Annotated in this window: 20 protein-coding genes and 1 pseudogene; 5 read left to right on the top strand and 16 right to left on the bottom strand. The window is 69.7% G+C overall.

Annotated elements, in window-relative coordinates:
- The 7 genes and pseudogenes from D7X55_RS14950 to D7X55_RS14980 form a co-directional block, all read right to left on the bottom strand.
- Positions 1-313 (bottom strand): annotated as a pseudogene (locus tag D7X55_RS14950) (hypothetical protein); the annotation flags it as partial.
- Between the two features lie 101 nt (positions 314-414).
- Positions 415-1,146 (bottom strand): metallophosphoesterase, encoded by a 732-nt coding sequence (locus tag D7X55_RS14955; RefSeq protein WP_014397091.1) that lies wholly within the window; start codon positions 1,144-1,146, stop codon positions 415-417.
- Positions 1,147-1,153: 7 nt separating this feature from the next.
- On the bottom strand, positions 1,154-1,492 hold the full coding sequence (locus D7X55_RS14960; protein ID WP_120551581.1) for a TIGR02266 family protein: 339 nt from the start codon (positions 1,490-1,492) through the stop codon (positions 1,154-1,156).
- Between the two features lie 163 nt (positions 1,493-1,655).
- A complete protein-coding gene (locus D7X55_RS14965) occupies positions 1,656-2,582 on the bottom strand; it encodes a PfkB family carbohydrate kinase (RefSeq protein ID WP_014397093.1) in 927 nt (308 codons plus the stop codon).
- Between the two features lie 127 nt (positions 2,583-2,709).
- Positions 2,710-4,239 (bottom strand): MlaD family protein, encoded by a 1,530-nt coding sequence (locus tag D7X55_RS14970; protein ID WP_121723400.1) that lies wholly within the window; start codon positions 4,237-4,239, stop codon positions 2,710-2,712.
- A gap of 118 nt (positions 4,240-4,357) precedes the next feature.
- Entirely contained in the window at positions 4,358-5,095 is a 738-nt protein-coding gene (locus D7X55_RS14975) for an ABC transporter ATP-binding protein (RefSeq protein ID WP_120551583.1), read from the bottom strand.
- 35 nt (positions 5,096-5,130) lie between these two features.
- The gene (locus D7X55_RS14980) at positions 5,131-5,946 is read right to left on the bottom strand and encodes an ABC transporter permease (protein WP_120551584.1); all 816 of its coding nucleotides are present in this window, start codon (positions 5,944-5,946) and stop codon (positions 5,131-5,133) included.
- A 234-nt stretch (positions 5,947-6,180) separates the two neighbouring features.
- On the opposite strand from D7X55_RS14980, the gene D7X55_RS14985 reads away from it, so the two are divergent.
- Genes D7X55_RS14985 through D7X55_RS14995 form a run of 3 tightly spaced genes read left to right on the top strand, consistent with a single transcriptional unit; the run spans position 6,181 to position 9,029 of the window.
- The gene (locus D7X55_RS14985; RefSeq protein WP_120551585.1) at positions 6,181-6,747 is read left to right on the top strand and encodes a hypothetical protein; all 567 of its coding nucleotides are present in this window, start codon (positions 6,181-6,183) and stop codon (positions 6,745-6,747) included.
- A 45-nt stretch (positions 6,748-6,792) separates the two neighbouring features.
- Positions 6,793-8,190, top strand: a complete 1,398-nt coding sequence (locus D7X55_RS14990) for a hypothetical protein (protein ID WP_121723401.1) — start codon at positions 6,793-6,795, stop codon at positions 8,188-8,190.
- Positions 8,187-9,029 (top strand): hypothetical protein, encoded by an 843-nt coding sequence (locus D7X55_RS14995; RefSeq protein WP_147470113.1) that lies wholly within the window; start codon positions 8,187-8,189, stop codon positions 9,027-9,029. Before D7X55_RS14990 ends, D7X55_RS14995 begins: the two co-directional genes overlap by 4 nt.
- Positions 9,030-9,035: 6 nt before the next feature.
- Here D7X55_RS14995 and D7X55_RS15000 read toward each other — a convergent pair whose 3' ends face one another.
- From D7X55_RS15000 to D7X55_RS15025, 6 genes are read right to left on the bottom strand one after another with little or no spacing between them, the layout of a single operon-like run.
- Positions 9,036-9,737 (bottom strand): RluA family pseudouridine synthase, encoded by a 702-nt coding sequence (locus tag D7X55_RS15000; RefSeq protein WP_120551588.1) that lies wholly within the window; start codon positions 9,735-9,737, stop codon positions 9,036-9,038.
- Entirely contained in the window at positions 9,734-11,227 is a 1,494-nt protein-coding gene (locus D7X55_RS15005) for a pitrilysin family protein (RefSeq protein WP_120551589.1), read from the bottom strand. The genes D7X55_RS15000 and D7X55_RS15005 overlap by 4 nt, the downstream gene beginning before the upstream one ends.
- A gap of 3 nt (positions 11,228-11,230) precedes the next feature.
- Positions 11,231-12,571, bottom strand: coding sequence for a pitrilysin family protein (locus D7X55_RS15010; RefSeq protein ID WP_120551590.1), 1,341 nt, complete (start codon positions 12,569-12,571; stop codon positions 11,231-11,233).
- Positions 12,572-12,598: 27 nt separating this feature from the next.
- The gene (locus D7X55_RS15015; protein WP_120551598.1) at positions 12,599-13,258 is read right to left on the bottom strand and encodes a response regulator transcription factor; all 660 of its coding nucleotides are present in this window, start codon (positions 13,256-13,258) and stop codon (positions 12,599-12,601) included.
- A gap of 5 nt (positions 13,259-13,263) precedes the next feature.
- The gene (locus tag D7X55_RS15020; protein ID WP_121723403.1) at positions 13,264-15,465 is read right to left on the bottom strand and encodes a protein kinase domain-containing protein; all 2,202 of its coding nucleotides are present in this window, start codon (positions 15,463-15,465) and stop codon (positions 13,264-13,266) included.
- Positions 15,462-15,785: a hypothetical protein gene (locus tag D7X55_RS15025; RefSeq protein WP_120551592.1), complete on the bottom strand. Its 324-nt coding sequence runs from the start codon at positions 15,783-15,785 to the stop codon at positions 15,462-15,464. The genes D7X55_RS15020 and D7X55_RS15025 overlap by 4 nt, the downstream gene beginning before the upstream one ends.
- A gap of 86 nt (positions 15,786-15,871) precedes the next feature.
- Here D7X55_RS15025 and D7X55_RS15030 point away from each other — a divergent pair, with 86 nt between their 5' ends.
- Entirely contained in the window at positions 15,872-17,569 is a 1,698-nt protein-coding gene (locus D7X55_RS15030; protein WP_120551593.1) for an HAD-IG family 5'-nucleotidase, read from the top strand.
- A gap of 1 nt (position 17,570) precedes the next feature.
- Here the strand turns inward: D7X55_RS15030 and D7X55_RS15035 are convergent, their stop codons facing one another.
- On the bottom strand, positions 17,571-18,353 hold the full coding sequence (locus tag D7X55_RS15035) for a class I SAM-dependent methyltransferase (protein WP_120551594.1): 783 nt from the start codon (positions 18,351-18,353) through the stop codon (positions 17,571-17,573).
- 426 nt (positions 18,354-18,779) lie between these two features.
- Here D7X55_RS15035 and D7X55_RS15045 point away from each other — a divergent pair, with 426 nt between their 5' ends.
- Positions 18,780-19,154 carry a DUSAM domain-containing protein gene (locus D7X55_RS15045; RefSeq protein ID WP_121723404.1) on the top strand — a complete coding sequence of 125 codons (375 nt, stop codon included), beginning with the start codon at positions 18,780-18,782 and terminating at the stop codon, positions 19,152-19,154.
- 6 nt (positions 19,155-19,160) lie between these two features.
- Here D7X55_RS15045 and D7X55_RS15050 read toward each other — a convergent pair whose 3' ends face one another.
- Positions 19,161-21,323 (bottom strand): diguanylate cyclase, encoded by a 2,163-nt coding sequence (locus D7X55_RS15050; protein WP_120551596.1) that lies wholly within the window; start codon positions 21,321-21,323, stop codon positions 19,161-19,163.
- A complete protein-coding gene (locus D7X55_RS15055) occupies positions 21,320-21,487 on the bottom strand; it encodes a septum formation initiator family protein (RefSeq protein ID WP_233609858.1) in 168 nt (55 codons plus the stop codon). The genes D7X55_RS15050 and D7X55_RS15055 overlap by 4 nt, the downstream gene beginning before the upstream one ends.
- Between the last annotated feature and the right edge of the window lie 9 nt (positions 21,488-21,496).

A 21,496-nucleotide genomic window follows, 5' to 3' on the forward strand; every position in this document is an offset into this window, starting at 1 on the left:
GGTCCAGGGTGGGCACCGAGCGCGCGCTCTGCACCGCGCGGCGCTTCTCCTCCTGGGCCGCCTGCATGCGCGTGCGGCCCTCCTGGATGCGCTGGAGCAGCGACTGGGACGCGGCGGAGTCCACGCTGTCCGCGGGCACGCGCTTCAGCTGCGCTTCAATCTCACCGATGGAGGGGTCCAGGTACGCCTCGTCCAGCTTCTGGCCGTAGAGCGCCGTCCAACGGCTGCTGGCCTGGGCGAAGTCGGGCGAGGGCGGCGCGGGCGAGCGGCTGCACCCGGCGGCGAAGAGGAGGGCTGCGAGACCAAGGCCCATGAAGGGCCGCTTCGGACGGAGGACCTGGGGGCGCACGGCCCCGGTTTATGCCACCTTCCGTCCGGCCGCGCCCCTTTTCCGCACGGGGCGCGCCGTCGTGCCTACACGCCCAGGAACAGGCGCTTGCCGAAGTTGAGCGCCAGGTCCGCGTCGAAGATCTTCTGCGCGGAGGTTTCGATGTCGTACTCCACGCGCAGGTACTCCACCGTGCGCGCGTCCGTGTCGCAGATGACGAAGCAGGCCCGGTTGTCGTAGTCGCGCGGCTGGCCCACGCTCCCCACGGACACGATGTACTTGTAGCCCTTGCGCAGCACGAACTTCTGGGCCACCACGTCGTTCACCTCGCCGTTGCCAATGGCGAACGCGCGGCACAGGTGGCTGTGGCCAATGAAGGTCACTTCCGGCAGCTCCGCCACGTACGGCGTCAGCTCCCGCGCCTGCTCCAGCGCGAAGATGTACTCGTACGCCTTCGGGTCGATGGGCGAGCCGTGGCAGAAGCCCACCTCCCCAATCCGGTACGTGTACGGGAGGCTGCGCAGCCAGGCCAGGTTCTCGTCGGAGATGACGTTGGCGCTCCAGTCGAGCGCGTGCCGGGCGGCGTCGTAGTAGTACGAGTAGTCCATCCGCCCCGCCACCGCCGCGTCGTGGTTGCCCAGCAGCGTGATCTCCGCCACCGAGCGCACCAGCTCACAGCAGGGGTTGGGGGACGCCCCGTAGCCGACGATGTCCCCCAGCGACACGAAGCGGTCCACCTTCTGGTGCTCCGCCACCCTCAGCACCTCCGTGAGGGCCTCGATGTTGGAGTGGATGTCGGAGATGACGGCGATGCGCATGGGAACCCTAGGGGTGGGTTTGCTGCTGGGAGATGATGCGCCGCAGACTCGTCAATGCGTCCGCGTCCAACGCTTCGAATCTCAGGCCCATGCCGGGAGGCCGGCCGGACGGCTGCTCTTCCTGACGCAACCACACGACCGTGGCCTGGGCCTGCAACTGCGTGTCCGTCGCCTGCTGGGTGAGCCGCACCTGCGCACGCGTCCCCGCCGCCAGCGGGGTGCTCGTCCTGACGAAGAGGCCACCCTCGCTCAGGTTGGCGATGCGTGCATACAGGGTCACGTTCTCACCCTCGCACCAGCAGCGCAGGAGGGTGCCGACCCGCGCGTGCTTTCGATTTTCGCTCAACCCGGGGGGACCTCCCGACGTGGCAGCTTCCCGTCCACGCCGGCGCTGAAAAAGGACGTCCGCACCGGATTTATTCATCCACTGCGTCCGCTCAAGCCTAGGAAGGGTGGGCGCGGCCCGTCAAGTTCCACACCGGGTCCTCCCTCTTCCACCCAACGCTCCCCTACCCGCCCAGCGGGCCCAGGTCGTCGAAGTGGGTGAGCTTCTTGAACTCGGCGAAGCGGGCGTGGATCTCCGGGCGCTGCACCTCGCGCAGGCGCTCCAGGCTGAACTTCTCCACGGTGAAGGAGGCCATCACGCTGCCCATGACCATGGCCTTGCGCAGCACCTGCTGATCCACCTTGCCGCCGGAGCTGGCCAGGGTGCCCATGAAGCCGCCGGCGAAGGTGTCACCCGCGCCGGTCGGATCGAAGACCTCCGACAGGGGGAACGCCGGGCAGGCGAAGATGTGGTCGTGGTCGAAGAGGAGCGCGCCGTGCTCGCCGCGCTTGATGACCACGCGGGACGGGCCCATGGCCAGGATGGCGCGGGCGGCCTTCACCACGTTGTGCTCGCCGGACAGCTGGCGGGCCTCCGCGTCGTTGATGAAGAGCAGGTTCACGCGCTGGAGCGTCTTGAGCAGCGCCGGACGGCTGCCCTGGATCCAGAAGTTCATCGTGTCCGCGGCCACCAGCTTGGGCGCCTTCACCTGGTCCAGCACGCGCGACTGGAGCTCCGGGTGGATGTTGCCCAGGAAGACGTAGGGCGTCTCGCGGTAGGCGGCCGGCAGGTTCGGGGAGAAGGACTCGAAGACGTTGAGCTGGGTGTCCAGCGTCTGCGCCTCGTTGAGCTCCCAGCCGTACTTGCCCTTCCAGCGGAAGGTGCGGCCGGCCTCGCGCGTCAGCCCCTCCAGGTCGATTCCGCGCCCGCGCAGGAACTGCAGGTGCGACTCCGGGAAGTCCTCGCCAATCACCGCCACCAGCTGCACGGGGCCGAAGAAGGACGCGGTGGTGGAGAAGTAGGTGGCGGAGCCACCCAGCACGTCCTCCTTCTTGCCGAAGGGCGTTTCCAGCGAGTCCAGCGCGATTGAACCGACGACGAGAAGAGACATGGAGGCTTCTTCCTGGGGGTGACCCGGCGCGGGGACGACATCGCGTCAGGGCACGGCGCATTCCAGGGGAAACCCCGTGCCCGTGCCGGGTACGACACCTTCCCGGCAACGTCAAGGGGACAACGGTCTAGAAGGCCGGAACGCCGATGGTGGTGATGAGGGCCTTCAGGTCGTCGTCGGTGAAGAAGAAGCCCGCGCCGAAGAAGAAGTCGCGGCCGGCGATGAGGCGCCGGGTGGCCGCGTCGCGCTGCCGGGCGTTGAGGATGTCGTCCATGCCCGCCATGACGTACACGTGGTCGAACGCCTGGGCCTTCAGCATGCCACGCAGGCGAGGGTAGCGCAGCTCGTCCGCCGTGAAGTTGAACGCGTCCATCTTCAGGGTCAGCACGTCGTCGAAGAGGTGCAGGTCCGCGCCCACGCCGCCCGTGGATTCGATGAGGCCCACGCGCAGGGTGGTGAAGTAGTAGCGCTTGGCGAACTGGAGGCTGACCTTGAAGGACTCCTTGGTCACCTTCTGCGTCTGGATGACCGGGTCGCCCTCGGACGGCGGGTTCGTCTGGACCACCTGCGTGCTGACGGAGCCGCGCGGGTCGTCGATGATCTCCAGCAGGTAGTACTTGTCCGGCTTGGGGATGAGCTTCAGCGTCAGGCCGTTCTTCGACGCGCCCTGGGACACCAGGTAGCTGCTGAACAGGCCCACCTCCGTCTGGAGGGTGGAGAGGCGGGTGGCGAACTCGCTGACGTCGGTGACGGCCTCGGAGACGCGCTGGCCCAGCTGCTCGTCGGTGAGCAGCGCGCCCGCGGCGCCCTCGCCGTCCTTCACCTTGCGGGTGATGTCCTCCAGGTTGGCCAGGGTGTTGTCCAGCCGGCCCAGCGTCTGCTTGAGGCTGGAGACGCTCTCCTTGAACTCCCCTTCCCCGCTGCCCACGATGTTCTTGACGGTGCCCAGCACCTCGCGGACGTCCTGGGTGATGCGCTCCACGTTGGTGACGATGCGCGTCACCTCCGCGCCGTTGCCCTGGGTGATGGCGCGCACGTCGGAGGACACGCCCTCCACGTTCGCCATGATGGTGTCCAGGCGGTCCGTGTTGCGGCGCACCGTCGCGTCCACCGAGTCCGACAGGCGGACCAGGTTCTCCACGATGCGCTCCAGGCTGCCGGCGCCCTTCTCCCCGCCCAGCACCTCGCGCAGCGCGCCCGTCACCTGCTGGATGTCGGAGGTGATCTGCGACAGGGACTCGAAGACGGCCTCCACGCCCTGGGTGTCGATGACGCGGCGGATCTGCCCGCCGTTCTCCAGCTCCGGCGCCTGCTCCGTGCCGGGGTTCAGGTCCAGCAGGTAGTCGCCCAGGAGGGATTCCGAGCGCTTGGTGACCGCGGCGTCCTGCCGCAGGTCCACGCCCTTGCGGATCTTCAGCCAGATCTTCGCCCGGGTGCCCTCCAGGCTGATGTCGCTGATCTCTCCCACGGGAATGCCGGCGATCTGCACCCGGCCGCGCACCGCGAGGCCAGACGCGTCCCGGAAGTAGGCCCACACCTGCGTGGAGTCACGGTCGCGCAGGCCGCCCTTCTTGGCGAACAGCACGAACGTGATGAGGAATCCTCCGGCGGCGAGGACCAGCAGGCCAACACGGAAGGGCGTGACGAGCTTCTTCACCTGATGTGACTCCGAGCGCTACCACCGGCCGCGCGCGACTCTAACGATTTGCATGCCGGGTGCCAGCTTTTCATGAAGGACTGGAATCCTTGGGGGACCGGCTTCCCCACCCCATGTCCTAGTTCTTGCCGAACCACGTCTGGAGGAAGACCTGGACGGCCGGGTGCTGGGACTGCCGCAGCTGCTCCGGCGGGCCGTGCTCCACGATGACGCCCTTGGACAGGAAGGCGATCTGGTTGGCCACGTTGAAGGCGGACGCGATGTCGTGGCTGATGACCACGCTGGTGACGCCCAGCTCCTTCTGCGCGGTGAGGATCATGTCGTCCACGGAGTCCGTGGTGATGGGGTCCAGGCCGGTGGTGGGCTCGTCGTAGAGGACGACCTTGGGGTCCAGCACCACGGCGCGCGCCAGGCCCACGCGCTTGCGCATGCCGCCGGACAGGTCCGCGGGGAAGCGGTCCTCCACCGCGCGCTTGAGGCCCATGAGGTCCAGGCGCTTCCTCACCTGGACGCGGATCTCGTCCTCGGACAGCTTGGTGTGCTGGCGCAGCGGGAAGGCGACGTTCTCGAACACCGTCATGGAGTCGAAGAGCGCGGCGGCCTGGAACACCATGCCGAAGCTGCGGCGGACCTGCTGCAGGCCCTCCACGCCCATGGGGACGATGTCCTGCCCGTCGACGATGACCTTGCCGCTGTCCGGCTTGAGCAGGCCGATCATGTGCTTCATCAGCACCGTCTTGCCGGAGCCGGAGCCGCCCAGGATGACGCAGGTGCTGCCCGCGGGCACGGTGAGGTTGATGCCGGTGAGGACCTTGTTCCCCGCGAACGTCTTGTGCAGGTCCACGATGTCGATCATGGCCCGCTCGGAGCCGGGCGGAGTCGGGGCGTTCATCAGTGCATCAACATGCCGACGATGAAGTCGAGGATGAAGATGGACAGCGCGCTGGCGACCATCGCCTCGGTCGTCGCCTGGCCCACGCCCTTGGCGCCGCCGGACGCGTTGTAGCCCTTGAAGCAACAGATGAGGGCCACGGCGAGGCCGAAGATGGCGCCCTTGATCAGCCCCTCGTAGACGTCGGCCGGGGCCATCCACTGCTGGGTGCGGGACAGGAACGTGCCGGGGGAGATGCCCAGGCCGAAGACGGCGACCACGTAGGCGCCCGTCATGCCCGTGGTGTTGAAGAGCATGGTGAGCGCGGGGACCATGAACAGGCCCGCGAGCACCCGGGGCACCAGCAGGTACTGCACCGGGTTGACGGCCATGGTCTCCAGCGCGTCCACCTGCTCGGTGACGCGCATGGTGCCCAGCTCCGTGCACATGGCGGAGCCGGCGCGCATGGTGACCATCAGCGCGGCGAACACGGAGGCCAGCTCTCGCGTGAGCGTCAGGGCCACCGTGGGCCCCACCAGGCTCTCCGCGTCGAAGAGGGCGAACGCCGTGGACGTCTGGAGGGCGAACACCATGCCGGTGAAGGTGCCGGTGAGCCCCACGATGAAGATGGAGCCCACGCCCACGAAGTCCAGCTGGGTGAAGAGGTTGTGCAGCCGGAACGGGCGGCGCACGCTCCAGCGGAAGACATCCAGGCCCAGGGCGACCACGCCGCCAATGCTGCTGACGACGTCGATGATGCCCTTGCCGAGGCCCTCCACCGACTGAGTGAAGGCGCCGGTGAACCGGTTGGGTTTGCTGGGGGTCTCGGTGGTCATGCGTTCAGGCGGGCGACTCTACGTGCTCCGGAACGCCGCACAAGGGAAGTGAGCGCCGGGCCATCCCACCCCCACCTCCATCGGCTGGTTGGCCGGTGGGCTCCCACGCGGCACGCGGGTGGGATGCGATGGGACTTCCTCCGCCAGGGGTCGGCCGTTATGTTGCGCGGCCCTCTTTACTTCCACGCCCGGCGCGCCCTGTGGGGAGTTGCCGGGCCAGAGCGACACGACAGCATGGCTACTCAGAAGGTCGGCGGCGAGGTGGATGCCCAGTGCACCCGCTGCAAGATGAATCTGGCGCACACCATCCTCGCGATGGTCGGTCCCAAGATCGTGCGCGTCCGCTGCAACACCTGCGGCGGAGACCACGCGTTCCGGGGCGCCGCGGGCGTCACGGACCGCCCCACCAAGGCCTCCACCACCCGCGCGCCCCGCGCCGCCTCCAGCACTCCCCGCGCGGAGAAGGTGATCATCTCCTTCGACGAGCAGCTGGCGGGCAAGGACATCGCGAGCGCGCCCAAGTACAGCCCCAAGGACACCTACAAGGTCGACCAGGTGATCCACCACCCGACGTTCGGCGTGGGCCTGGTGACGGCGGTGCGCGGCGACAAGGTGGACCTCACCTTCCGCTCGGACACCAAGACGCTGGTGCACGGCCGCGGTGGCCCGCCGACGGACAAGCCCGCCTTCAGCCCGCCCACGACCAGGCAGTCGGGCCCGGCGGACAAGCCCATGGCCGAGCTGCCTTCGGACGCGGAGTTGGACGCGCTCCCTGAGACTTCCTTGCCTTCCGGGGATTGACCTGGAGGCAGGAGCGGCGGTCAACTGGGGCGCTGGGTTTCCCGTATGCGTCCGCCGCTCCAACTCGCTGTCTGCCTCTTCGTGCTGGGTGCCGCCGTCGCGCGCGCGGAACCGCCGGAGGTGGAGGCGACGCCCGGGCGCGTGGTGCTCGGGCAGGACGCGACCGTGGAGGTGCGGGTGCGGGTGCCCAAGGGCGCCGGCCCCGTGCGCGCGGCGGCCTCCTCCGGCACCTGGGCCCAGGCGAAGCTGGAGGGCGGCGCCGAGCGCGTCTTCCACTGGACGCCTCCGCCGGTGCGCTATCCGCTGTGGGCGGTGCTCGCGTTCTGGGTGGAGGACGGCCGCGCGCCGGAGGTCACCACCGTGCGGCTGCCACTCCTGGGGCGCACCACGCTGGACGTGTCCACCGCGGCGGGCGCGGAGGTGGTGGTCGCGGTGGGCGACGCGAGATTCGGCCCGGTGAAGGCGGACGGGCATGGCCGCGCGCAGGTGCCCGTGGAGGTGCCTCCGGACGCGACGGAGGCGCGCGTGCTCGCGACGCGGGGAACGCTCACCACGGATCGCCGCGCGCCGCTGGAGGTGCCCGCCGCGCGTCCGCTCGTCGTCGCGCTCACGCCGGATCCGCTGCCCGTGGAGGGCGGTGGCTGGCTGATCATCGAAGGCGCCGGGGAGCGGATCACACCCTCGGAGCTGGCCGTGGTCGCGGAGGGCGCCACCGTGAAGCCGGAAGGCGCGCGCTACACGGTGCGGCCGCGCGCGGACGCGAAGGACGTGTCCGTCTCCGTGCGCTGGCGTGATGCGCCCACCAGGGACGCGGTGATGAGCCGGAGCGCGGTGAAGCCCGCGGCACCCAAGGTGGAGCAGTTCGTGGAGGTCCCGACCACCGGCTCCATCTTCCCGGGGCATGGGGTCTGGCGTCCGGTGTCGTGGAATCCGTCGCTGTTCCTCCTGGGCGGCGCCGCGTTCGCGAGCGGCGCCAACGGTGGACCGCTGCTGGGGCTGGGCGTGTCCGTGCCGCTGCCGGTGTGGCGCCACCGCGTGGCGGCGGAGGCGGAGGTGGGCCTGCGCCACGCGAGCCTGGATGGTCAGCAGGGAGACACCCAGGTGCATTCGCGTGTGTGGGGGATTCCCCTGCTTCTGTCCGCGCGGATCGCCCTTTTCCAGCAGGGCTCCTTTCAGCTGGACGGCCGTGCAGGCGGCGGAGCCCTGGCCTTGAGCCATCACCTGTCGACAGAAGGCATTGGGACCGGGGACGTCTTTCCTGCCGCCGTGGATGAGCGCAGAGTGCGCGCCATGGGATTCCTGGCCGCGCAGGGCGCCTATCAGCTGGGCCGCTTCAGCCTCCTCACGGAGGTGCGCGCGGCATTGGCGCCCGTGAAAACTCCGTCGCTGCGCGCCCAGCTGGGCGGCGTATCTGTATCCGCGGGGCTGAGGTTCTTCCCGTGATGCGCGCGGGCCTGGGCGCGGTGGGCCTGGCGGTGCTGGCGTGGGCCTGCGCGGGCGACCCCTCGGCGCTGCCCGCGCCCAGCATCGTCTCCGTGGAGCCGGCGACGCTGCCGGTGAACGCGAAGGACCAGGACGTCACGGTGCGCTTCGACGCGCGCTACGGCGTGGCCGTGGACTACGGCGCGCGGACGGTGGATGCGCGCATGGGTTCAGGCCGCGTCTGGGTGGACGACAAGGAAGCGACGGTGACGCGCTTCGACCCGGAGGGCGTCGCCATCGCGACGGTGCCGAGGGGCCTGGGCGCGGGCGCGCACGCGATACGGCTGCGGCTGGACGACGGGCGCGAGGCGGTGGCCGAAAGGGCGCTCACCCTGCGCCCACCGGGGCAGGAAATCATCGACCCGCCCCTGCTCGAGGACGGGGGCGTGCTCATCGAGACCGACGCGGGGCCCATCCACGGGGGCTTCGACGGAGGGGTCGACACCGAGGATGGCGGAGTGCAGGTGGATGGGGGCCCCGGGCCGGACGTGCCCATGCGCGAGGGCGACATCACCGGGTTCTCCTTCGACGACATCGAAGGCACGCGCGTGAGCCGGACGTCCTTCGCCATCACCGTGCACGCGCAGGGGCCCCGGGCCGGGGACTTCCAAGGCTCGCTGGAGCTCTACGCGTCGCGCGGAAATGTGACGCCCGCCAAGATTGGCCCCTGCATCGGCGGCCTGTGCCTCGGGTTCGTTGCCCTGGACGCACCGGCGGGCAACGTGCGCCTCAGCGCCAGGGACAGCTTCGGCGCGACCGGCGAGTCCAACACGTTCCGCCTGGAGCCGTACAAGGAGTGAGGCGGCTCACCCCGCCGCGCGCAGCAGCTCCAGCGTGCGCTGCATGTCCGGCGGCAGCGGTGAATCCACCCCGCGCGCGGGCACCCCGGGAAGCGCGGGCCACTCCACGCGCGCGGCGTGCAGGGGCGTGCGGGTCAGGACTTCTTGAGCCCCCTGCCCTCCCAGGTCGCCCTCGGTGAGCGGGGCCTCGCGGCCGTACTGGTGGTCCACGAGCAGCGGATGTCCCAACGACAGCAGGTGCACGCGGATCTGATGCGTGCGGCCCGTCAGCGGCTCCGCCTCCACCAGGGACGCGCGCGCGAAGGTCTCCACCGGCCGCACCCGCGTGCGGGACGGCTTCGCGTCCGGCTCCTGGGGCCCGGCCACGCGCATGCGTCCCTTGCGGCCGGCGACGAGCGGCGCGTCCACCATCTGGGGCGCTTCCAGCCGGCCCTCCACCAGGGCGCGGTAGCGCTTGCGCACCTTGCCCGCCTCGAAGGCCTGGGACAGCGCGCGGTGCACGTTGGCATCCAGCGCGAACACCAGCGCGCCGGACGTGTCGCGGTCCAACCGGTGCACCACGTAGACCTTGCGGCCCAGCGCGGCCTCCAGCGTGTCGCGCAGGGACGGGCCACCCTCGCGGCCGGGGATGACGAGCACCCCGGCCGGCTTGTCCACCACCATCACGCCCGCGCCCTCGAAGAGGACGCGGGGAACGTCACCCCTCATTCGTAGTCCGACGCCGGCACGACGGTGATGGGGCCCAGCCCTTCCAAGAGCGGCTTCACCTCCGACGCCTTGCCCAGCACCACGATGAGGGGCCGGTCCGCGAACGCGTACTTCTTCGCCGCGGCGGCCACGTCCTTGGGCGTCACGGCGCGCAGCCGGTCGCGGAACTTCTCCACCCAGTCGTCGCCCAGGCCGTGGATGCGCATGTCCGCGATGACGGAGGCCACGGACTCGTTGGTCTCCGTGCGCAGCGGATACAGGCCGGCCAGGTAGCTCTGCGCGTCCTTCAGCTCGCGGGGCTTCAGGCCGCTGTCGCGCACGCCGTGGATCTCCTTCAGCGCCACGTCGATGATCTCCCGCGTGGACGCCGTCTTCGTGAACGTGGACAGCGCGAAGATGCCGCCCGCGCTCATCGTGTCGAAGTAGGAGCTGACGCCGTAGGTGAGGCCCCGGTTGACGCGGATCTCGTTCATCAGCCGCGACGTGAAGCCGCCGCCCAGCGCGATGTTCATCGCCGTGGCCGGGAAGTAGTCCTCGTGGCCCAGCCAGAAGCCCGGGCCGCCCAGGCGCACCTGGGACTGCGTCTGGTCCGGCTTGTCCACCAGCAGCACCGTGCCGGCCTTCGCCAGCGGCTCCTGCTTGCGCGGCAGCATGGGCTCCGCGTCGGGGCCGCCCGTCCAGCCGGCGAAGGCGCGCTCGGCCTCCGCGGCCACGGTCGCCGGGTCGATGGCGCCCACCACCGTGAGCAGGGAGATCTTCGGCCCCATGCACCCGGCGTGGAAGCGGACCACGTCGTCGCGGGTGAAGGTGGCCACGGTGCGCTTGTTGCCGCCCAGGTCGCGCCCGTACGGGTGGTCCCCCCAGATGGCGCGCGTGAAGGCGCGGTCCGCGATGGAGGACGGATCATCCAGGTCGTTGGCGAACTGCGCCAGCGCGCGCTCCCGGGCGTCCACGACCTCCTGCTCCGGGAACGTGGGCTCGCGCACCACCTGTCCCAGCACGTCCAGCATCGCGGAGAAGTGCTCCGCGGGCGTGGTGAGGTAGACGGACAGCACGTCCTCGTTGACGCCCGCGTAGAGGCTGGCGCCCACGAACTCGATGGCCTCGCTGATGCCATCCGCGTCCATGCTCTTCGTGCCCCGGCGCAGCAGGCGCGCGGTGAAGTCCGCCAGGCCGTCCTTGCCCGGCGGGTCGAACACGCCGCCCGCGCGCATCACCAGCCGCACGGAGATGAGCGGCAGCGGGCCGCGCTCCGCGGCGATGACCCGCAGGCCCGTGGACGTGGTGCTCTCATGCAGCGCGGGCAGCTTCAATTCGCCGGTGGCGGCGGACTTCGGCGCGGGCGCGGCCTTCAGCAGCTTCTTCGCGCGGGCCGGGACGGCCTTCTTCGCCTGCGCGACCTTCTTGCGCGCGGCCGAGGCCTGCTTGCGCACGACCTTGGCGGCCTTGCGGACGGTGTTCTTCACTTTGGCGATCTTTCGGGAGGCCATGGTTTACGCCTCCGCCGCTTCGTCACCGGCTTCTTCGGCGCCGGCTTCGGGATGGAGGGTGACCACCGAGCGGCGCTCGGGGGCGAAGTACTTCGCGGCCACGTCCTTCACCTGCTCCGCCGTGACGGACGCGTAGAAGGTCGGCAGGGACAGGCCCTCGCGCCAGTCGCCCAGCAAAGCCTCGTAGTGGCCCAGGGCGTGGCCCCGGCCGCTGTTGGTGGACAGCTCCCGCAGGTGGTCCGCGCGCAGGTTGTTCTTCGCCTTCTGCAGCTCCTTGTCGGTGACGCCGTCGCGCGCCAGCTTCGCCAGCTCCGCGTACAGCTGGCCCTCCACCTTCGCGGGGTCCGAGTCCGGCTTGAGCTCCAGGTAGAACAGGATGGTCCCCGGGTCGATGCGCCAGCTCCAGTCCAGCATCACCGACACGGCGGCCTTCTGATCGTAGACCAGCGACTTCACCAGCCGGCTGCCCTCGCCCTTGGTGAGGATGTACTGGACGACGTCCAGCACCAGCGTGTCCTCGTTGCTGGCGGCGGGGCCGCGAAATCCGATCATCACGGACGGCGACTGCGCGGGGTGGCGCACCACGGCGCGGCGCTCGCCCTTCTGCTCCGGTTCCGCGTTGAGCACCGGCGCCGGCGTGGGGCCGCGCGGGATGTTGCCGTAGTAGCGCTTCACCAGCGCGAGCGTCTTCTTCGGGTCGATGTCCCCGACGATGTAGAGCACCGCGTTGTTGGGCGCGTAGTACGTGCGGAAGTACTGCTGGCAGTCCTCGCGGGTGATGTTCTCGATGTCCGCCATCCACCCGATGACGGGCCAGCGGTACGCGTGCGCCTTGTAGACGAGCGTGCCCAGCTCCTCGTCCATCATCCCGGGGATTTCATTGTCCACGCGGACGCGGCGCTCCTCCATCACGACCTGGCGCTCGCTGGCCAGGGTCTGGTCGGAGATGCGCAGCGAGCGCATCCGGTCCGACTCCAGGTCGAGCACCGTCTCCAGCGCGTCCGCGCTGAAGTCGTCGTAGTACACGGTCATGTCATTGGACGTGTACGCGTTGGAGCGGCCGCCGTTGGACTCCAGCGTCTTGTCGAACATCTTGGGGCCGTACTTCTTGGCCCCGTTGAACATCATGTGTTCGAACAGGTGGCTGATGCCGGTGATGCCGGGCCGCTCGTTGCGGCTGCCCACCTGGAAGAAGGTGTAGAGGCTGACCACCGGGGCCTGATGGTTCGCCAGCAGGCGGACCTTGAGGCCGTTGGGCAGGGTTGCCTCGTGAACGTCGAAGAGCGCTGCGAGCGTGGGGTCCACCGCGCGCACGGCGGTGGACCGCGGGGATGCCTTGGACATAGGTGCCACACCGTAACCACGGCGCGGCTAGAGATCCACGACACCTTGACGCAGGGCCATCACCACCGCGTCCACGTGCGAGTTGACGCCCATCTTCCGGTAGATATGCGACAGGTGCGTGCGCACGGTGCGCCGCTCCAGCGTCATCACCCGCCCCACCTCCGCGTTGGACAGGCCCTTGGCCACGTAGCGAAGGACATCCAGCTCCACCTCCGTCAGCCCCCAGGGCAGCTCGGCGGGCTTCTGGGCGGGCTTCGCCTGGACGGACTGGAAGTAGTTCCAGAAGCGCCGGGCGATGATGGGCTCCAGCACGGTGCCCCCGTCCATGACCTCCTGGATGCCGGAGCGGATCTTCTCCGGCCCCACCCGCTTCACCAGGTAGCCGGACGCACCGGCCTGGATGGCCTCGTAGACCTTCTGCTCGTCCTCGAAGGACGTGAGGATGAGGATCTCCACCTCCGGCACGCGGCGCTTGACCTTCTGGGTCACCTGGATGCCGTTGAGGCTGGGGAGCTCCAGGTCCAGCAGGACCAGCTGCGGGCGCTCGCGGACGATGTCGTCCACGGCCTGCTCGCCGTCCTGGGACGTGCCCACCACCTCCAGCTCCGGGAAGGTGCCCAGCACCTTGACCAGGTTCTTCAGGAGCTGGGGCTGGTCCTCGACGACGAAGATGCGCGTGCGCTCCACGGAACTCACCGCCTGGTGGGGGGAGGCTGGAACTGTTCCTCCAGTTTCTGGTGCTGGCCCCGCGTGAAGCGGAGCTGGAAGTCCTTCTCTTCGCCGGTGGAGATGGCCACCAGGCGAATCGTGTGCGTCCCCGGCGTCAGCGCGAACTTCGCGAGCGGCGTGGAGCCGCGCAACCGGACGCCGTCGATGTAGACGCGCGCCGGCAGGTTGGTGCGCAGCGTGAGGTACGCGCTCTTCTTCGTGCCGGGCTCCAGCTCCGGGTCGGCGATCTCCACGCCTTCAGGCAGGTCCTCGACGTCCTGGCCTCGCGTGGGTGGAGGCGCGGGCGGAGGGGGCGTGATGGGCTTGAGCGCGGACGGGTTCGAAGGCGTGCCGTTCGCCACGGGGGCGTTCGGGTCGTAGCGGGGCAGCTCCGGCTCGTGCACGGGGTCCAGCCCCAGCCGCCACGCGGCGACCGCGAACATGAACAGGCCCACCATGGCGATGCCTCCCGCGATGAACATCAGGCGCTTGCGGCGGGCGGCGGTGTCCACCGCGTCCATGCGCGGCGTCTCCACCGTGTCGAAGCGCTGGTGCACTGGCAGGTGCCGGTCCGACGGCGCGGGCTCCGCCATGTCGGAGCGCACGCGGGGCTCCGCCTTGGGAGGCGCCATGCGGCGCTCGGACCGGGGCTCGGCGGGAAGGGCCTCGGTGGGCTCGGCGCGGCCCCGGCGCTCCTGGGCGGGCGCGGGGGCTGCGGAAGGCACGCCTCCGCCCGCGGGGAGGATCGCCGTCTCCTGGCCGGGCGCCCTCCCCCCTGCGAACTTCGCGGGGCGCAGGGCCGGGCGCTTCGCGGGCGGCGGCTCTTCGTTCGAGCCTGGCGGCGGTCCGGGGCGCATGGCGGCGCGGCGGCCGGTGGGCACGGGCGGCTCGTCGTCGCCCAGGGGCGGTCCGGAGAAGTCCTCGATGATCTTCACGCGAGGATTGCGTCCCGCGCGAGGCGCCGCCGGGCCTTCGGACTGACGGCGGGACTTCTGCGCGAGCACGCCGGGCGGCGCGTCCCAGCCCTGCTCCAGGGGGCCCGCGGGCGAAAGCTCGGTGCTTCGCGGTTCGGACTCCGGGAGGGGTTCGTCGTCCACGGACGCGTCGGCCGCGTAGTCCTCGGGGCGGAACTCCTCGAAGCCGGGCATGGCCTCCTGCGTTTCGGCGGAGGACTCTTGCGCCGTGGGCGCGCGGCTGTACGGGGCGCGCTGGACGATGGAGGCCTCGTGCTCCTCGGCGTGCAGGTCCTCCATCTCCGCGCCGGAGATGGGCTCCAGGTCGAAGGGCTCCGCGAACGGCACGGGTCCTGGAGCGGCGAGGCTCACCTCATTGGGGAACAGCTCCGACACGAAGCGCGCCACCTCCTCCGCGCCGGGCAGGCCGCCGCCCGTGGAGAGGAAGTTGCGCAGGGACTGGGCGAACTCGCCGCACGAGCGGAAGCGCCGCTGGGGCGCGGGATCCAGCGCGCGCATGATGGCCGGATCCAGCCGCGAGTTGATCCGCCGGTCCAACCGGCTGGGCGGGGGCAGCGCCTCGCGGCGGGTGCTCACGCCGCTGCCGGGCACCACGGCCTCGCGTAGCGTCAGCAGCTCGTAGGCGATGGCGCCCAGCGAGTACACGTCGGACGCCTCCGTGGGCGCCTCACCGCGAGTCACCTCCGGCGCGCGGTACGCGCTGCGTCCCCGGTGCGCGAACGTGCGCTTGAGCTGGGGCACGGCCAAGAGCGCCTGGAGCGCGCCGAAGTCGCAGATGGCCGGGAAGCCGTCGCGGGACAGCAGCACGTTGCCGGGGGTGATGGCGCCGTGGACGACGCCCGCGTCGTGCGCCAGCTGCACGGTCTCCAGCAGGTCGATGACGATGGAGAGCGCCACCGTGGGCGGCAGGAGGACTTCCTTCGTGTTCAGGCGCTGGAGCGCGATGCCCAGCGTGAAGCCGTCCACGTCCTCGCGCACCACGGCCAGCCGCTGGCGCACGAAGCCCACGTCCACGACGTGCAGGAGGCCCGGGTGGCGCACGGGCTGGAGCCTCCGCACCGTCTCCGCCAGCTCGCGGGCATAGGCGGGGTCGGAGGTGCGCGGCAGGAAGAGCTTCACCGCGACGTTGACGGTGGGCAGCAGCAGGGCCTCGTACAGCTCCGCGAGGTCGCCTGCCTCCGTGCGGCCAGTGAGCCGGTACATCCCGCTCATCGGGGCTTCCGGGGCGTCTTGGGCGTGCTGGCGCGGCGGCGGGACACTGCGGCGAACATGAAGCCGCACCACACGCACGACTCACCGCGCCGTCCGCGAGGCAGCTCCAGGGTGCAGCCAGGGCAGCGGGGCCGGGGCCTGGTGGTGCGGACGGTGGCGGCGGAGATGCTGGCGCGGCTGCGGACGGGCGGAGGCTTGCGGGCCTCCAGGGCGAGGCGGGCCTCCAGACGGCGCACCCGGTCCTCCAGCGCGGTGATGCGAGCGGACAGGCGCGCGTGGAGGTCCTCGGCGGAGGCCGGGGATGGACGTGGGGAGCGCATCGTTGGACAGAAGCGTGCCAGCCCCGTGCGAAGCCCGCAAGGACGCGGGCGAAGGGCCTGCCGCGCGTGTTATGTCTTGAGGTCCCGTGGCGCCCTACCTCTCCCCTTACCATCCCATCCCGGGCGGACCCTTCGCGGATCCGCTGCACGGGAGCTTCCGTTCCTCCATCCGCCGCGAACACACCGCCGACGCGGCCCGCAGGGCGAGGGACCTGCTCACCGACGACGTGCTCGGCCGGCTGCTCACGACGCCGCGTGAGGCCGTGGACCAGGTGCCGCATGCGCGGGACGTGTTCGTCAACCGCAACCTGCGCATGGACCACATCGAACTCATCGGGTTCGACATGGACTACACGCTGGCCATCTACCACATGCGCCGGCTGGAGCAGCTGTCGTTCGACATGACGCTCGCGAAGCTGATCAGCGAGTACGGCTACCCGCCGTTCGTGGGCGGCCTGATCTACGACCATCACTTCGTGATGCGCGGGCTGGCGGTGGACCGCGTCAACGGCAACGTCCTGAAGATGGACCGCTTCGGTCACGTGGGGCGCGCGTACCACGGCCTGCGGCCGCTCAAGCGCGACGCGTGGAAGGAGCTGTACCGCAACAAGCGCGTGCGGCTGCGCAACCCGCAGTTCGCGTGGAACGACACGCTCTTCGCGCTGCCGGAGACGTGCCTGTACTCGGGCATCATCGAGCTGATGGAGTCGCTGGGGCACACCGTGAACTACGGCAAGCTCTACGACGACATCCGGGAAGCCATCGACACGGTGCACCGGGACAACTCGCTCAAGCGGGAGATCCGCAAGGACCTGGCGCGCTACGTGTTCCTGGACCCGGAGCTGGGGCCGGCGTTGCACAAGCTGCGCTCGGGCGGGAAGCGGCTGTTCCTTCTGACGAACTCCGCGTGGGACTACACGAACGCGGTGATGCGCTACCTGTTGGACGGGCAGCTGCCGGAGTACCCCAGCTGGCGCAACTACTTCGACTTCGTGGTGACGGCGGCGGGCAAGCCGGCGTTCTTCACGGAGAATCGGCCGTTCCTGGAGCTGGACTCGTCCACGGAGGCCGGCAAGGTCGTGGGCGAGGCGAAGTCGCTGGAGCGCGGCACGGTGTACTCGGGCGGCAACCTGGCGCAGTTCGAGGATTTCACCGGCTACCGGGGCGAGCACATCCTCTACGTGGGCGACCACATCTACGGCGACATCCTGAAGTCGAAGAAGTCCTCGCTGTGGCGCACGTGCATGATCGTCCAGGAGATCGAGGACGAGATCACGTACACGGACGCGCATCGCGAGGAGATCGTCACGCTGTCGGAGGTGGAGCTGACGCGGGCGCGGCTGGACGACGAGGTGAACCACCGCAAGACGGTGCTCAACGCCCTGGAGCGCCGGCTGGAGCGCGAGGCGCTGTCGGAGCCGGAGCGGCAGGAGGCGGAGGAGCTGCGCAAGAAGGCGAAGGCGGAGCTGGAGAAGCTGCGCCGTTCGTTGAAGGAGACCAACGGCATCGCGGTCACGCTGGAGCGCGACGTCGAGGAGGGCTTCAACCCGTACTGGGGCCTGCTGTTCAAGGAAGGCAACGAGAACAGCCGCTTCGGCTACCAGGTGGAGCAGTACGCGTGTCTCTACACGAGCCGCGTGTCGAACTTCCTGCACCACTCGCCGATGCAGTACTTCCGCTCGCCGCGCGACCTGATGGCGCATGAGCAGGCCGGCGCGCTGTCGAGCAAGCTGTCCCCCATGGGCAGCGAGGGTCCGCCGAAGGGGTCGGTGGAGAAGGAGTAGCTCAGGGAAGCGCGGGCAGCCGTCCCCAGATGACGTCACTGAAGCGCGAGGTGGGCTCCGGCTGGATGCCCACCTTCTTCAGGTCGTCGGTGTGACGGGCGCCCTTCACGACGACCCACCGGCGGGCGACGCGTCTCCCCTCCTCCACGGCTTCGGGAGTGAGGGGCGCGTGCTCCGCGAAGCGGCGCAGGACGTCGAAGGCGGGCTGGGCCTTCTTGGGCTTGGCGAACATCGGATCGAAGAAGACGACGTCGAAGGACTTCGAGGGCAGCGTCTTCAGGTACGCGTGCGCGTCTGTGTGAAGCACTTCAATGGCGCACGAGTCCGCGCCCCGGTCGTAGCGCTGAAGCCCCTCCGCGGCGACGATGCACAGCGGCAGGCTCTTCTCCAGGCCCACGACACGACCCGTGGGCCCCACGGCCAATGACGCCACGAGAGCGTCCTGGGCCAGGCCCAGCGTGCAGTCGAGCACGGCATCCCCGGGGACGATTTCGGCGACCTTGAGGAACGCATCATCGCGCTGTCCCTGCCGAAGGCGCATGCGCCGCAGGTGCGCCATGCCCGCGTGGAAGCCGAACGAGCCCTGCGGCTCCCACAGCGTCACGCCATCACCGCCCACGACGAGCAGCGCATCGACCCTGGTGCCCAGCCAGGGCGCGATGCCCTCACTGGAGCGGCGAGGCATGAACGGCAGACTCCACCGCTGCGCCACGGCCCGCGCCTCGCGCACCGTGGCCGCATCCGTCTTCGTGCTGGTGGTGACAGCGAGGGGAACCGGAGTCATCAAGAAGAGGGTCCCATACCATGGGCCTCATGAATTATCGGTCCTGGATCGCCGTGCTCGCGGCAGGGGCTCTCACCGGAGGCTGTGCAGCCGCTCCGCTCGCGACGTGCACGCCTGCGGACTCGACCATGAGCTGTTGCATCAAGTCGCATCCCCTGAGCCCCGTCGATAGCTGCGGCGCTTCAGAGGCCGAGGCCATCGCAGCACTCACCGCGCTGAAAACGGCTTACGAAGCGTCACGCCTGACTGAAGACGACTTCGCCAACAACGCGCAGCTTCCTGAATGGCAGCAGGCGTGCATCCGCAGTTACGTTGACTGCAAGAACCAGGGATGGAAGGGACGTTGCTATGAATGCTTGAGATACTGCGAGGGGCAGCACGAATGGCCCTTCAAGGCGTGCGCTCCCACCTCCAGGAAATGAGGCCATGGTCGAAGACCTCGAAGGCGACTGGCATCAACTCCGCGTGCTCGACACGCGCGCCCAGCAGGAGAGCGCCATCGTCCTGGACGATGCCCTTCGCGACCTCTTGCGACGCGTGGGCCCCTCCGTGGCCATGCCCGCCGCGGAAGTTGAAGCCGGGCTGTGCACCCCGGAGGCCGCGCTCGTCCTCCTCCACCAGATGCGTCAGCGCGTCACGGAAGGCTCCCGGCGCATGAGCGATGCCCTCCACCGCATGTACCGGTTGCGCGACCAGGGCGACCTGGACGGCGCGCGCCAGCAGATGCGGGACCTGCTCGCCGTGGAGGTCGTGCCGTACTACCGCGAGCTCGCGCAAGGCCAGCTCGCGGACCTGGACTGAACCGCCCTACTCCGCGACCGCTGCCAGCTTCCGGCCGCCCTGCATCTGCGCCACGGTCACGGACTGGTTCCGGCCGTTGCGCTTCGAGTGGTACAGGCACTGGTCCGCCAGGTCGATCATCTGCTGCTTCTCCATGGCGTTGTCCGGGAACGTCGCGATGCCCAGCGACATGGTGATGCGCAGCGGGCCCATCTCCGTCTGGAACACCTCCGCCATCACCGCCTCGCGGATGCGCTCCGCGATGATCTTCGCGCCCTGCACGTCCGTCTCCGGCATCACCATCACGAACTCCTCGCCGCCGTAGCGGGCGACGACGTCCGTGTCCCGCGCCAGCGTCTTGATGATGCGCGCCACGCCCTTGAGCACCTGGTCGCCCGTCGGGTGGCCGTAGGTGTCGTTCACGCTCTTGAAGTGGTCCACGTCCGTCAACATGATGGAGCACTTGCGGTTGTACCGCCGCGCCTGCGCCAGGATGTCGTCCGCGCGCGACTGGAACGTGCGGTGGTTGAGGAGGCCCGTGAGGCCGTCCGTCGTCGCCATCTTCTCCATCTGCTCGTAGAGCTGCGCGCGCAACACCGCCTGCGCCGCCTGGATGGCGATGACCTCAATCATCCGCAACACGTCCTGCTCGAACGCCGCCTTCTTGCGCGACCCCGCCACCAGCGTCCCAAGAATCCGGTCCCCCGCCACCAGCGGGAAGATCTTCAGCGCGCCCAGGCCGCGCACCTGCGTCTCTTCATCGAAGATGACCTGGCGGTCCATCGCCTTGATGTCCCGCCCCGGCAGCGGCGCCCCGTAGCGCACCACGTTCGCCACCAGGCCGTTGTTGTCCTGGAACGTCTGGCCCTCCAGCGCCTTGCCCTGCGCCGTGACGCCCGTCATCCGCGCCACGCGGTGCACCCGCTTGCCCTCCTGCTCCGACACCAGCGTCACCGCGCAGAAGTCCAGCCCCGCCAGCTGCCGCGTCGCCTCCAGCACCGCCACGAACACCTGGTCCGGGCTGCCCGCGCGGTTGAGCTCTTCAATGGCCCGGAAGAACCGGTCCTTCTCATCGCGCGTCTTGCGGATGTAGCTCATCACCCGCTCCACCTCGATGGAGCGCAGCACCTCTCCCGCGATGGTGGTGAGCATCTTCTCGTCCTGGTCCGTGAAGGGCTCGTTCTTGAGCTTGTCCGCCACCAGCACGCCGCGCACCAGGCCGCTGCCCTCCAGGATGGGCACCGCCAGCAGCGCCTGCACCGTGGGGCCGCCGCCCTCGTAGTACGTGACGCCCTTCAAGCCCTGCGGGGAGTTCATCCGCACCGGCGCGCGGCGCTTCAGCACCCCGCCGATGATGCCCTCGCCCGCGTTGAACTTCTCGCGCTGCACCCGCTCCGAACCGGACCGGCAGTCGTACAGCTTCAGGCTCCGGTCGTCCGACGTGAGCAGGAACGCCGCGCAGGTGTCCGTGCGCAGGCCCGTCTCCGCGATCTCCAGCGCCGCGTGCACCGCGCCCTCAATCTCCTTCACCGACGCGACCAGCCACTTCTCGTCGGAGTTCATCCCGCTGAAGCTGTCCTGCGTGCCGGAGGACACCAGCCGGAACGTGCGCGCGCGCTCCTCCACCTCGCGGATGCGCTTCTGCACCGCGTCCGACTCCGCCCGCTTCGCCACCAACATCCGCGCGGACAGCACCAGGTGGTACAGCCCCGCGAACAGCGCCAGGAACAGCGTGTGCGTCAGGAACCCGGTGACGTTCACCACCGGCCCGCCCAGCGTCACCAGGCCGTCGTACACCAGCGCCACGCCCAGCAGCGTCATGCCCGCGTTGCGCGGCAGGAACGCCACCAGGAACGCCATGAGCAGATAGACGATGGGGAACAGCTCCCCGCCGCCAATGGCCACCACGATGAAGGCCGCGGAGATGAGCCCGCCGCCCAATTCCAGGTCGTCGCGCAGGTCGATGACCGCGCCCACCGACGAGCGCATCGCCCGGCGCCACGCCGCCATGCCGATGCCGACGAGCAGCCCCATCACCAGCGCCGCTTCCGTCCACCCCAGCGTGTGCAGGCCCCTGAAGCCGCCCTGCGCCAGGTGGACGAAGGTGGCCAGCGCCACCGCCGCGGGGATGGCGCGGAAGAACGCGCGCACGAGCTTCGCCGGAGAGGGAACCGCGGGCAGCGAGGTCATGGCGACTCCAGATGGAAGACGATCTCGCCCGGCTTCACGTAACCGAGCTCCTCACGCACCGACTGCTCCAGCGTCGCCGGATCCTTGCGCAGCGCCGCGATCTCCTTGCGGAGCGCGTCGTTCTGCGCGGCCAGCGCGCGGTTGCGCTCGTCGAGCGCCTCCACGTCCTGCCG

Origin of the sequence: Corallococcus sp. AB049A (genome assembly GCF_003668885.1) — a bacterium.
Lineage (GTDB): Bacteria > Myxococcota > Myxococcia > Myxococcales > Myxococcaceae > Corallococcus > Corallococcus interemptor.

Bases quoted from the DNA above. Each gene is read 5' to 3' on its own strand.
- D7X55_RS14990 (WP_121723401.1), top strand. From the start codon at position 6,793: ATGCGTCCGCCGCTCCAACTCGCTGTCTGCCTCTTCGTGCTGGGTGCC.
- D7X55_RS14980 (WP_120551584.1), bottom strand. From the start codon at position 5,946: ATGACCACCGAGACCCCCAGCAAACCCAACCGGTTCACCGGCGCCTTC.
- D7X55_RS15050 (WP_120551596.1), bottom strand. From the start codon at position 21,323: ATGACCTCGCTGCCCGCGGTTCCCTCTCCGGCGAAGCTCGTGCGCGCG.
- D7X55_RS15000 (WP_120551588.1), bottom strand. From the start codon at position 9,737: ATGAGGGGTGACGTTCCCCGCGTCCTCTTCGAGGGCGCGGGCGTGATG.
- D7X55_RS15020 (WP_121723403.1), bottom strand. From the start codon at position 15,465: ATGAGCGGGATGTACCGGCTCACTGGCCGCACGGAGGCAGGCGACCTC.
- D7X55_RS15025 (WP_120551592.1), bottom strand. From the start codon at position 15,785: ATGCGCTCCCCACGTCCATCCCCGGCCTCCGCCGAGGACCTCCACGCG.
- D7X55_RS15005 (WP_120551589.1), bottom strand. From the start codon at position 11,227: ATGGCCTCCCGAAAGATCGCCAAAGTGAAGAACACCGTCCGCAAGGCC.
- D7X55_RS14975 (WP_120551583.1), bottom strand. From the start codon at position 5,095: ATGATCGACATCGTGGACCTGCACAAGACGTTCGCGGGGAACAAGGTC.
- D7X55_RS15035 (WP_120551594.1), bottom strand. From the start codon at position 18,353: ATGACTCCGGTTCCCCTCGCTGTCACCACCAGCACGAAGACGGATGCG.
- D7X55_RS14965 (WP_014397093.1), bottom strand. From the start codon at position 2,582: ATGTCTCTTCTCGTCGTCGGTTCAATCGCGCTGGACTCGCTGGAAACG.
- D7X55_RS14985 (WP_120551585.1), top strand. From the start codon at position 6,181: ATGGCTACTCAGAAGGTCGGCGGCGAGGTGGATGCCCAGTGCACCCGC.
- D7X55_RS15045 (WP_121723404.1), top strand. From the start codon at position 18,780: ATGGTCGAAGACCTCGAAGGCGACTGGCATCAACTCCGCGTGCTCGAC.
- D7X55_RS15010 (WP_120551590.1), bottom strand. From the start codon at position 12,571: ATGTCCAAGGCATCCCCGCGGTCCACCGCCGTGCGCGCGGTGGACCCC.
- D7X55_RS14955 (WP_014397091.1), bottom strand. From the start codon at position 1,146: ATGCGCATCGCCGTCATCTCCGACATCCACTCCAACATCGAGGCCCTC.